This is a genomic window from Chitinophaga sp. RCC_12 (genome assembly GCF_041360695.1).
Taxonomy (GTDB): Bacteria; Bacteroidota; Bacteroidia; order Chitinophagales; family Chitinophagaceae; genus Chitinophaga.
The window spans coordinates 1-11,412 of the sequence record NZ_JBFUPS010000002.1 but is presented as its reverse complement, the minus strand read 5'-3'; the positions used below and the strand labels follow the sequence as shown (position 1 = coordinate 11,412).

The window sequence follows — 11,412 nt, the reverse complement described above, 5'->3', positions numbered from 1 at the left end:
TGTGTAATTAATCCCTTAATATGTCGAATATCAACCGCTATCTGTGTCTCTTCATTTTTACACCCCTGTTCTCTTTGGCGCAGCATAAAATCAGCGGCAAAGTAACTGATACTAAAAAGCATCCTTTACCCGGTGTGAACATCGCAGTGAAAGGCTCCTATGATGGCGCCACCACCGCAGCAGATGGTTCTTTTTCCTTTACCACCACCGCCACCGGCGACCAGCTGTTATCGGCCACGCTCACCAATTACCAGGCACTGGAACTGAAAATAAATACCGCCGCAGGAGAACAACTGAACATTGTGCTGAAAAGCGCGGTGAATGCACTGAGAGTTGTAACCATTTCTGCCGGCAGCTTTGAAGCCAGCGATGATAAGAAAGGTACAGTACTGAAGCCGCTGGATATTGTAACCACAGCCGGCGCCGGCGCCGATATTGCCAATGCCATTAAAACATTACCCGGTGCCCAGCAAACCAACGACCGCGAGGGCCTGTTTGTACGCGGCGGTACCGGCTATGAAACACAAACCCTCATCGATGGCATGCTCGTAAGGAATCCTTTTTACAGCAGCCTCCCCGACATCCCGGGACGTGGCCGCTTTTCTCCTTTCCTGTTTAAAGGAACCACTTTCAGCAGTGGCGGCTACTCCGCGCAATATGGCCAGGGGCTGTCTTCTGCACTGATCCTTGAATCCATCGACTTGCCGGAGCGTTCGTCTTCTTCTGTCGGGGTATCGGTAATAGGCGTGAGCGCCGGGCTGGACAATCTCTCAAAAGATAAAAAAACCTCCTATGGTATAGAAGCAGATTATACCAATCTGTCGCCCTACTTTAATATCGTCAAGCCTAAAAACGCACCGAACCTGGGACCGGAAATCATCGGCACCTCCGTAAATTTCCGGCATAAAACCTCCCGTACAGGCATGCTCAAATTTTACGGGTATGGCAACTGGACCAAAATGGGATTTAACTCCAACAGCCTGGAGTACCCGGGTTATACAGAGTCGTTTAAGTTGCATAACAATAACGTATATACGAATCTTACCTACCGGGAAAATATTGGTCACGACTGGCACCTATATATCGGCGCTTCTTTCAGCAGCAATACGGACAATATCAATGCAGATACCCTGTTAAAGAATCCCGCGCCCTCACTGATTAAAGTGCGATCGGACCTGAGCCAGACGCGGGTGATGTTTTACAAGAACCTCGGGCGCTTCTCTGTATTGCGGCTGGGAGGGGAGTACCAGTATGCGGAAGAAAGATCGGCCTTTAATGAAAATAAAGCCAACTTCTCAGACAACTACACGGCTGCTTTTGCAGAGGGAGATATTTACTTTACCCCAAGCTTCGTAGGGCGTGTAGGAGGTCGTGCGGAATACAGTTCTGTATTGGGGGAAATGAATTTTGCACCCCGTGTATCGCTGGCGTATAAAATGAATAACTACAGCCAGTTTTCCGTAGCCTATGGCGATTATTACCAGAAGCCGGAGCCGCAGTATATCCGCTTCAACCGCAACCTGGGGTATATGAAAGCCACACATTACATCCTCAGCTATCAGCGGGTGGCAACGGATTATACTTTCCGTACAGAGGTATTTTATAAGAAGTATACCGACCTGGTGAAAACAACGCCGGCATATAACAACAATGGCAGCGGGTATGCGCAGGGAGTGGAACTGTTCTGGCGCGACCGGAAAACGTTTAAGAACGTGGACTACTGGGTGTCGTATTCTTACCTCGATACCAAACGCGACTACCTGAACTATCCATTCCGGGTACAGCCCGACTTTGCGGCCAATCATACTGCCAGCATTGTGTACAAGCATTTTCTGCCAAAGCTCAGCACCAACCTGGGGTTAACGTATTCGTTTGCCACAGGCCGTCCTTATTACAATCCCAATCAGCCCACCGACAAGTTCATGTCCGACCGGACAATGACCTACAACTCCGTAGGCGTGAGTGCCAGTTACCTTACCAGTATCCGGAAGGCATTCACCATTTTTGTGTTGTCGGTGAGCAACGTATTAGGCAATAAACAGGTGTTCGGATACCATTATTCTACCGATGGATTGCGCAGGGATGAAGTAGTACCCAACGTACCAAGATTCATTTACCTCGGCATGTTTATGAATTTTGGTATCGACAGAAGACAGGATGTTATTAATAACCTCTAATCATAATAAATATGAAACGATTATTTCTTGCTTTTTTATTTACCGGTAGTGTAACTACTGCTGTCATGGCGCAAAGCGCCCAATACACGGAGGCCATGATGAAGCAAACGTCTGACCTGGACAGTAGCAGTATTTTCACTGCCGAAGGATTACAACAGAAGGCCAACACTTTTGAACGTATTGCGGATGCAGAAAAAAGTCAGTGGCTGCCTTATTATTACGCTGCCTATATGCAGGTAATGCAGGCGTTTACCCTGAAAGACAAAAGCGGGATAGATCCGCTGGCCGACAAAGCAGAGGCTAACCTCGACAAGGCCGAAGCGCTGAGTCCAAAGAACTCTGAAGTTGCCTGTATCCGTTCACTGGTAGCTACCGCCCGGTTAACAGTTGATCCTATGAGCCGTGGCATGAAATATGGCCCTGAAGCAGCTTCCCTGCTGGAACAGGCGAAGAGCTTCAATCCGGAGAACCCGAGAATTTACATGTTACAGGGACAATCATTATTATTTACACCGGAACAATGGGGTGGCAGTAAATCAAAAGCTAAAACAACCTTGGAGCTGGCGTTGGAAAAGTTTGCGGCCTTCAAGCCGGAAAGCAGTATAGCACCGCATTGGGGAGAACCATATACCCGCAAGCTGCTGGAACAAAGCCAGCAATAATCAGGTAGTATTTATTCAGATATTTAGTTATTTTGTTTCCGTGATAAAACCATTGAAACAAAATAGCTAAATATCAAAATAGCTGTTTAAGAAAATTAAGCTCATGGATTTTAAAGATCTGGACCCGGTATTACATTCACAGTTGAGGCTGGCTATTATGTCCGTGTTGATCAGTGAAAAAGAAGCAGAGTTTACGCTGCTGAAAGAAAAAACAAATGCCACAGCAGGTAATCTGAGTGTACAGATTAATAAATTACGCGATGCGGAATATATTTCTGTAGTAAAGCAGTTTAAGGATAATTATCCGCAAACCATCTGCAAGATAACCTCCACCGGCAGGAAAGCCTTTGAAAACTACGTTACTTCCATACAATCTTATCTGAAAGCCGGAAGGCCCTGAGCTATTCCGATGCCAGTTCTGTTTTCTTGAGTGGGTTCCGGGTGTTCTCGGCATAGCGTTCCCGTTGTTCCAGTATTTCCAGGCAGGCAAAAATCGCTTGTCTGAAAGAATCCGGGTCAGCCAGGTTTTTGCCGGCAATATCGAATGCCGTGCCGTGATCCGGTGAAGTACGCACAATGCCCAGTCCGGCAGTATAGTTAATACCGTTGCCGCTGGCCAGCGACTTAAACGGTATCAGGCCCTGGTCGTGATACATAGCCAGTACGCCATCAAATTGCTTAAACATTTCCCTTGCAAAGAAGGCGTCTGCACTATACGGTCCGAAACACAGGATACCATTGCCTTTCGCGTGCCTGATGGCAGGGGCAATGTGTTCAATTTCTTCGCGGCCAATCAGTCCTTCGTCGCCGGCGTGCGGGTTAAGTCCCAATACGGCAATACGTGGCTGGTCCACACCAAAGTCTTTTACCAGGCTGTCTCTCATCAGGTGCAGCTTGCCCAGGATATTTTCTTTGGTCACATATTTTGCTACATCCGCCAGGGGTACATGTTCTGTGAGCAAGCCCACACGCATATTGTCGGCGGTCATGAACATCAGCACATCCTTTGCATTGAAGGAATCCCTCAGGTAAGGCGTGTGGCCGGTATAGTTAAAAGTTTCGCTTTGAATATTGTTTTTATGGATGGGGGCTGTCACCAGGCCGGTGATATACCCATCTTTCAAACAGTTGATGGCAGCTTCCAGTGCCCGTGCGGCGTATTTGCCACCGGTTTCATTCAGTACCCCGGGGGTGATTTGCACTTCTTCTTCCCAGCAGTTATACACGTTTACCTGCTTATGGTTAAGACGGGTAAAGTCCTTGATGCTCTGGTAGTTAAAATTATTTTCATTCATCAGCTTCCGGTAAAAGTTGATGGTTTTGTTGGATGCAAAAATCACCGGCGTACAAAATTCCATCATACGTGCGTCCATAAACGTTTTGATGATAATTTCGGCGCCTATGCTGTTGATATCACCGATGGTGATGCCGATTACCGGTTTGTTGATCTGAATAGTACTCATGCTGAATTGCCTCAATGAATGGCAAATATAAAGTATTTAGCGGTTAGCTTTTCGCTTTTAGCCGGGAGCATTTTCAAAAGCTAAAAGCTAATAAATGCTTTATCTTTGCGCTTCACAATGTATACACTAAAAAAATCACTCGGCCAGCACTTCCTCACAGATGAGAACATCTCGAGGAAAATTGTGGAGTCGCTACCTGTAATCGAAGGCCAGCAAGTGCTGGAAGTGGGCCCCGGCGGGGGCGCCATCACAAAATACCTGTTGCAGCTGCCAGGCATTCATTTCAAAGCTATTGAGCTGGACAGGGAAAAGGTGGAGTTCCTGGAAAAAACGTACCCCGCTATCAGGGGGAAGCTGATCAATGAAAGCATTCTGGATGCTGCCCTGCCTTTTGAGGGTCCGTTCCGCCTCATCGGCAACTTTCCCTATAATATTTCTACCCAGATCATGTTTAAGCTGCTCGATTGGCGTCAGCAGGTGGATGTGGTAGTGGGCATGTTCCAGAAAGAAGTGGCACAACGTATTGCCGCTCCGCATGGAAATAAGGAATATGGTATCCTGAGCGTACTGTTACAGGCTTATTATAAGATTGAATATTTGTTTGAAGTACATGAAAACTGCTTCAATCCGCCGCCAAAAGTAAAATCTGCCGTCATCCGCCTCACCCGGCTGGAGCAACCGGTAGATATTGCCTCTGAGCGTAAATTTCTTGTATTGGTGAAAACAGCTTTCGGACAACGGCGCAAACAATTGCGCAATCCGCTGAAAACGATGTTTGACAAGGAACTGCTGGCACAGGATCCCATCTTTACAAAAAGAGCCGAGGAGCTGAGTGTGGCTGATTTTGCAGCATTATCCCATAAGATGATATGACCAGGAAAGTATTAGTTACGGCAAAAACACATCCGTATTTGATTGAACAGCTGGAAAGCAAAGGGTATGAAGTCACCTACCTGCCGGCTGTTACATATGATGAAGTATATCGTGAGATCGGTGAATGCACAGGACTGATCGTTACCACGCGTATTCATGTGGACAAGCAGTTGATCGACCAGGCTAAACACCTGCAATGGATCGGCCGCCTGGGTTCGGGAATGGAGCTGATCGACGTGCCTTATGCAGAAAGTAAGGGCATCCGTTGTGTGAGCAGCCCCGAAGGTAACCGGGATGCAGTAGGAGAGCAGGCTGTGGGCATGCTGTTGTGCCTGTTGAACAATGTGCTGAAAAGCAGCCTTGAGTTACGACAAGGTATCTGGGAGCGCGACGGCAACCGGGGCTATGAGCTGAACGGCAAAACGGTGGCCATTATTGGCTATGGTAATACGGGCAGCACCTTTGCGCATAAGTTGCAGGGATTCGACGTTAACATACTGGCGTACGATAAATATAAAACAGGCTTTGGTACGGCTGCGGTAAAGGAGTCGACCATGGAAGAAATATTCCGGGAGGCAGACGTGGTAAGCTTACACCTGCCACTGACCGCCGAAACGAAATACCTGGGCAACGCGGCGTTCTTTGCTTCTTTTGCCCGGCCGGTGTGGTTCATGAATGTGGCCAGGGGCAAGCTGGTGAATAACCGCGACCTGATTGCCGCACTCAGTAGTGGCGTACTGGCAGGCGCCTGCCTGGATGTGCTGGAAAATGAAAAACTATCTGCTTATAACGAAGAAGAAAAAGAACAACTGGCCTGGTTGCTGAAGGCTGATAATGTAGTAGTAACCCCGCATATTGCCGGTTACTCTCATCAGGCAAGCATCAAAATGGCCCGTATTGTATTAGAGAAATTAAATATACTTTAAACCTGGTCAAACAGGTGTGTTTTTCGGATATAAATGATTGATTATCAATTTATTTATAACCGAAATAAGGGGCTTTTTTCTTTATACAAATTTCATTATATTTGCAATAATACCAGTAAACAACGCTTCTGTGCAAATGGAGGCGTTGATTTTTTTTTCTTATAACCAAAAAAACACAACAGGTTATGTCTGGCATAAATTACGTTACGAAAGAAACCCTTGATCAAATGATGAGCGAACTGACCCAGCTTAAAACCAAAGGAAGGGCAGAAATTGCACGTGCTATTTCAGAAGCAAGGGAAAAGGGTGACTTAAAGGAAAATGCCGAATATGATGCCGCTAAAGAAGCACAGGGTTTGCATGAAGCGAGGATTGCCACACTGGAAAATGCGATTGCGGCTTCCCGGATAGTGAGTGCAGATGCTATTGATACGTCAAAAGTGTCTATCCTTTGTAAGGTAACTATTACAAATGTAGCTAATAAGAAGACGGTTACTTACCAGATCGTTTCTGAAACCGAAGCGGATCTGAAGGCCGGCAAAATTTCGGTAACCTCCCCGATAGGCAAGGGCTTGTTGGGCAAGCAGGTAGGCGAGGTCGCTGAAGTACAGGCGCCAAACGGACAGATTAAATTTAAGATCGATAATATAACTGCATAAGCCTACTTTTTCATGATATTTGCAGGGGTTGCATTCATTTGCAGCCCCTGTTTTTTTTATCATGTTACTAAGAACTACATACTATGACCATCTTCACGAAAATTATCAAAGGCGAGATTCCGAGCTATAAGATAGCAGAGAACGAACATTTTTATGCTTTCCTGGATGTTTTCCCGCTGGTAAAAGGGCATACCCTGGTGATACCCAAAACAGAAACGGATAAGTTCTTTGACGTGGCAGATAACCTGTTGCAGGAGTGGTTGTTGTTTGCCAAGCCGATTGCACAGGCCATAGAAAAAGTGATTCCCTGTAATCGTATAGGCATTAGCGTGGTAGGACTGGAAGTGCCGCATGCGCATATGCACCTGATCCCGATTAATTCGGCAGATGATATGAATTTTTCCCGCAGTAAGCTGAAGCTGTCTGTAGAAGAATTTAAGGCAATACAGGCGCAGATTATCGCTGCAATGTAATGGTTATTTGGAAGGGATATTAAACCGGAATCCCACACCATGCACGGTTTCCAGTTTGATTTGCGGATCTGATTTGAAGTGTTTCCGCAGTTTGGTGATAAATACATCCATACTGCGTCCGAGGAAATAGTCGTCTTTTCCCCATACATTGGAAAGTATGTCTTCTCTTTTCAGTGTTTTGTTGGGATTATTACAGAAGTATTTCAGCAGGTCCGCTTCTTTTTGTGTAACGGAAATGGATATATCTCCATTGGAAGTATAGAGGCGGAGATCTTCATAATCAAAGGTAAGCTGGCCTATTGTATAGAGGTTCAATTTGTCTTTCCCGCGGCTCATGGTCCGTTTCAGGAAAACTTCTATGCGCAGGATCAGTTCCTGCATACTGAAAGGTTTGCTGATGTAATCATCCGCACCGGTTTGGAGTCCGGCTATTCTGTCTTCTTTTTCATTTTTAGAAGTGAGGAATAATATAGGAACATGGTCATTGAGTTCGCGGATCTGCTGCGCAAGTTGTAGGCCGTCTTTTTTGGGCATTACCACGTCCAGCAGGCAAATATCAAATGAGCGTAACTGGAACTGTTCCCAGGCCGCCTGGCCGTCTATACTGTGCACTACATCATAGCCCGCTTCTTCCAATCGTTTCTTCGTAACCGCACCAATATTTTGATCATCTTCCACCAATAGGATTCTTGCTTTCATATCTGCCTGATGCTGATTAATATAAAAAAGCTTGTTATACAATTTCCGTATAACAAATGATGGTCACTTTTCATAGTTAAGCTGTTGTCCGGACGCATGGCCGTTAGCTTTAATTGGGTTATTGAATTTAAACCAAAGTAACTACAATTTACGGATTTATGAAATAACCTTTTAACCCGGTAACTTTTATCTGGAAATCCTTTCCGGGTGCTGCTGCAGGAATTTCTCCCAGCCTTTTGCTTTGCCTGGTCCTGCGAGCGGATTACCTTCCTGGTAAAAGTGGCATACTGCCACTGCGAGAGCGTCTGTAGCATCAAGGTAATCAGGGCGTTCAGAGATACTGAGGATGCGTTGCAGCATCAGCCAAACCTGTTCTTTGTCAGCATTACCATTGCCTGTAACAGATTGCTTTACTTTTTTTGGGGAATATTCGGTAACCTCCAGACCGGCCTGGATAGCCGCTGCAATAGCCACGCCCTGGGCACGGCCCAGTTTCAGCATACTTTGCACATTCTTGCCAAAAAAGGGCGCTTCAATGGCAAAACTGGTTGGTTGGTGCTCTTGAATAAGTTCCTGTACCCTGCAATGAATCAGCTGTAGTCTTTCGTAGTGATCTTTGAATTTAGAGAGTTTCAATACATTCATCTCCAGGAGGCTGGCCTTTTTTCCTTCGATAAGTATAAGCCCATAGCCCATTACAAGGGTGCCAGGGTCAATGCCGAGAATTATTTTTGACTTGTTTGCCAACAGGAGTTTATTTTTGCCAAAATTTGACTGTCTGAACAAAAGTACCAAAATAATTCTCAATTACTTATTAGGGGCAGGGCTTTTTACTTGGCTGGCATACTCTATCTACTCGCAACTCATCCACCGTGATAACCTGCAACAATCCGTGCGGCACATGTGGGGAGCCTTGCAGGAGAAAGGCTGGGTGGGCATTTTCCTCGTTACGGTACTGATGCTTTTCAACTGGGGACTGGAAGCCCGTAAGTGGCAGAAGCTGGTGAAACCCCTCGAAGAAGTGTCGTTCCTCCGGTCGTTCAGTGCAATCCTTTCCGGCGTATCCCTGTCTATAAACACCCCCAATCGTGTAGGCGAATACGGTGGACGCATACTTTACCTGAAAAACCATAATAAGCTGAAAGCCATTGCGGCAACGATAGTAGGAAGTTTCAGCCAGCTGATCGTCACTATTATTTTTGGGTTAATTGGTTTGCTCTATTATATCAACAACTATGCGCTGGCAAAAGAAAGCGGCTTCCTTACGCCTTCTTTATGGCAGAAATTAGTCCTGATTACCGGTACAGTAATTTGTGGCCTGACGATATTGTTATATTTTCGGTTAGAAATCATTCTGTCTGTATTTGAAAAGATACCTTTCCTTCGTAAAGCGAAGGTGTTTGTGCAGATCATTGTTAAGTACTCATCCGGCGATTTACGTTACCTGTTGCTGCTTTCAGCCCTGCGGTACGTGGTCTTCTCGGCACAGTATTTGATTTTGTTGGACGCACTTGGCATGGAATTTCTATGGTGGCAGGCCTTCTTGCTGAACAGTGTCATCTACCTGGTAATGGCAGTAGTTCCTACCATCGCTATCGCAGAATTAGGAGTCCGGGGAAAAGTAAGTATCTTTTTTCTTGGGTTGCTTAGCTCCAATACCGTGGCCATCGTAGCTGCCACTGCAGGTATCTGGCTGATTAACCTGGTAATACCGGCCGTTTTGGGAAGTGTGCTGTTGTTAGGAGTAAAAATTTTTAAGGAAAAATAGCTTCCATCAATGAAGTATTTGCTACTCATAATTTTAGGACTTTCCTGTATTCAACCCGTTGAAGCACAATCCGATTTCTGCTCCATCCGTAACAGCAGCTTCAATGCTGGTGAAAGTATTACCCTGAAAGTATTCTATAATCTTGGTAAAATGTACGTAGGCGCCGGGGAAGCCACTTTTAACGTGGCACTGGAACGCTTCGCCAACCGCGATGTTTATCATGTGGTAGGCGACGGCAAAACCTACCGTGCATACGACTGGATCTTTAAAGTACGCGACAAATACGAAAGCTACATAGATACTGCCACCCTGCAACCCCTCAAATTTGTCAGGAATGTAAACGAAGGCGGGTACAAGATCTTTAATAACGTTGTGTTTAACCAGGCCGGCCACCAGGCCATCAGCACAAATGGCACCTTTACCGTACCCCCCTGCGTACAGGACGTGATCAGCGCTATCTATTACGCCCGTAACATCGACTTCAACAAATACAACGCCGGCGATAAGATCCCCTTCGCGATGTTTCTCGACGACCAGGTATATAACATCTACATCAGGTACATGGGAAAAGAGGAAGTAAATACCAAGTTCGGGAAGTTCCGGGCCATTAAATTCAAGCCCCTCCTCATCAAAGGCACCATCTTCGAAGGCGGCGAAAAAATGACCGTGTGGGTAAGCGACGACGCCAACAAAGTACCGCTACGCATCGAAAGCCCCATATCTGTAGGGAATATCGTGGTAGATATGATCAATTATACCAATCTCCGTTATCCCTTCACTTCGCTGTTAAACAAGAAATAATAAGACTTTAGCCCGACCAGCCACCGTAAGTTTAACAAATCATTTGAGGGCCGGCGCCCAAATTTTACCGACCTTTCGTGCCGCAGAAAAACTTTATATTTGTTGTAATCAACCCTTTATGATTATGGAAGAACGTAAACCGAAAATATTATTGGCTGAGGATGATACCAATCTGGGTATGGTGCTGAAAAATTACCTGGAGCTGAATGACTATGATGTGGAATTATGCCGCGATGGTATCCTGGCCCTGGCAGCCTTCCGCCGCGAAAAATTTGACATCTGTCTGCTGGACATTATGATGCCCAATATGGACGGATTTAAACTGGCGGAAGAAATCAGGGACGTAGACCCCGATATTCCCCTCTTCTTCCTGTCCGCCAAAACCATGAAGGAAGATATCATCCAGGGCTACAAACTGGGCGCGGATGATTATATATCCAAGCCATTCGACAGCGAACTGCTGCTGCTGAAAATAAAAGCCATCCTGAAACGCAACCAGGAACTGAACAATAAGGAAGAAGAAATTCACGAATTCGTGATCGGCTCCTACTCTTTCAATTCCCGCCTGCGCACCCTGGCCCATAACGGTGAAACACATACGTTATCCCCTAAAGAAAACGAATTGCTCCACATGTTGTGCGAACATAAAAACGATCTCTTGCCACGCGAACTGGCACTGAAGAAAATATGGGGCAGCGATACCTACTTCAACGGCCGCAGCATGGACGTATACATCGCCAAACTGCGCAAATACCTGAAAGATGATACCAATATCGAAATCGTGAATATCCATGGTAACGGCTTCAGGCTGGTAGTGAAAGAGTAGTGCGGATGTTGTCTTGGCTCAGGATTACGCTGATTTTACTGATTACCTGGATTTTTACTTTTGGATTTTTTTTAGATTTTTAGAT

13 protein-coding genes are annotated in these 11,412 nt (G+C 45.9%); 10 read left to right on the top strand and 3 right to left on the bottom strand.

The genetic code is table 11. The features are described 5' to 3' along the window. The first annotated feature begins 20 nt into the window (after window positions 1–20). The 3 genes from AB6805_RS05285 (at window position 21) to AB6805_RS05275 (ending at window position 3,239) form a co-directional block, all read left to right on the top strand. Window positions 21–2,177, top strand: a complete 2,157-nt coding sequence (locus tag AB6805_RS05285; protein ID WP_370908413.1) for a carboxypeptidase-like regulatory domain-containing protein — start codon at window positions 21–23, stop codon at window positions 2,175–2,177. An 11-nt stretch (window positions 2,178–2,188) separates the two neighbouring features. Beyond that, window positions 2,189–2,839, top strand: a complete 651-nt coding sequence (locus AB6805_RS05280) for a hypothetical protein (protein WP_370908412.1) — start codon at window positions 2,189–2,191, stop codon at window positions 2,837–2,839. A gap of 103 nt (window positions 2,840–2,942) precedes the next feature. Then, the gene (locus tag AB6805_RS05275) at window positions 2,943–3,239 is read left to right on the top strand and encodes a winged helix-turn-helix domain-containing protein (protein ID WP_370908411.1); all 297 of its coding nucleotides are present in this window, start codon (window positions 2,943–2,945) and stop codon (window positions 3,237–3,239) included. Window position 3,240: 1 nt separating this feature from the next. On the opposite strand, the gene pdxA is transcribed toward AB6805_RS05275, so the two are convergent. Then, a complete protein-coding gene (gene pdxA, locus AB6805_RS05270) occupies window positions 3,241–4,302 on the bottom strand; it encodes a 4-hydroxythreonine-4-phosphate dehydrogenase PdxA (RefSeq protein WP_370908410.1) in 1,062 nt (353 codons plus the stop codon). A 117-nt stretch (window positions 4,303–4,419) separates the two neighbouring features. Here pdxA and rsmA point away from each other — a divergent pair, with 117 nt between their 5' ends. The 4 genes from rsmA (at window position 4,420) to AB6805_RS05250 (ending at window position 7,233) form a co-directional block, all read left to right on the top strand. Beyond that, window positions 4,420–5,175 carry a 16S rRNA (adenine(1518)-N(6)/adenine(1519)-N(6))-dimethyltransferase RsmA gene (gene rsmA, locus AB6805_RS05265; RefSeq protein WP_370908409.1) on the top strand — a complete coding sequence of 252 codons (756 nt, stop codon included), beginning with the start codon at window positions 4,420–4,422 and terminating at the stop codon, window positions 5,173–5,175. Continuing rightward, window positions 5,172–6,101, top strand: coding sequence for an NAD(P)-dependent oxidoreductase (locus tag AB6805_RS05260; RefSeq protein ID WP_370908408.1), 930 nt, complete (start codon window positions 5,172–5,174; stop codon window positions 6,099–6,101). Before rsmA ends, AB6805_RS05260 begins: the two co-directional genes overlap by 4 nt. Before the next feature lie 185 nt (window positions 6,102–6,286). Continuing rightward, window positions 6,287–6,760: a transcription elongation factor GreA gene (gene greA / locus AB6805_RS05255; protein ID WP_370908407.1), complete on the top strand. Its 474-nt coding sequence runs from the start codon at window positions 6,287–6,289 to the stop codon at window positions 6,758–6,760. Between the two features lie 83 nt (window positions 6,761–6,843). Beyond that, the gene (locus AB6805_RS05250) at window positions 6,844–7,233 is read left to right on the top strand and encodes an HIT family protein (RefSeq protein ID WP_370908406.1); all 390 of its coding nucleotides are present in this window, start codon (window positions 6,844–6,846) and stop codon (window positions 7,231–7,233) included. A gap of 3 nt (window positions 7,234–7,236) precedes the next feature. On the opposite strand, the gene AB6805_RS05245 is transcribed toward AB6805_RS05250, so the two are convergent. After that, window positions 7,237–7,932, bottom strand: coding sequence for a response regulator transcription factor (locus AB6805_RS05245; protein ID WP_111579992.1), 696 nt, complete (start codon window positions 7,930–7,932; stop codon window positions 7,237–7,239). Window positions 7,933–8,118: 186 nt separating this feature from the next. Beyond that, complete coding sequence (gene ruvC / locus AB6805_RS05240) at window positions 8,119–8,679, bottom strand: crossover junction endodeoxyribonuclease RuvC (RefSeq protein WP_370908405.1); 561 nt, start codon at window positions 8,677–8,679, stop codon at window positions 8,119–8,121. A gap of 154 nt (window positions 8,680–8,833) precedes the next feature. Between ruvC and AB6805_RS05235 the strand changes: the two genes are divergently transcribed. The 3 genes from AB6805_RS05235 (at window position 8,834) to AB6805_RS05225 (ending at window position 11,327) form a co-directional block, all read left to right on the top strand. Beyond that, window positions 8,834–9,700 carry a lysylphosphatidylglycerol synthase domain-containing protein gene (locus AB6805_RS05235; RefSeq protein WP_370908404.1) on the top strand — a complete coding sequence of 289 codons (867 nt, stop codon included), beginning with the start codon at window positions 8,834–8,836 and terminating at the stop codon, window positions 9,698–9,700. Between the two features lie 9 nt (window positions 9,701–9,709). Beyond that, complete coding sequence (locus tag AB6805_RS05230) at window positions 9,710–10,501, top strand: DUF3108 domain-containing protein (protein WP_370908403.1); 792 nt, start codon at window positions 9,710–9,712, stop codon at window positions 10,499–10,501. A gap of 124 nt (window positions 10,502–10,625) precedes the next feature. Further along, entirely contained in the window at window positions 10,626–11,327 is a 702-nt protein-coding gene (locus AB6805_RS05225) for a response regulator transcription factor (protein ID WP_370908402.1), read from the top strand. The last annotated feature ends 85 nt before the right edge of the window (window positions 11,328–11,412 follow it).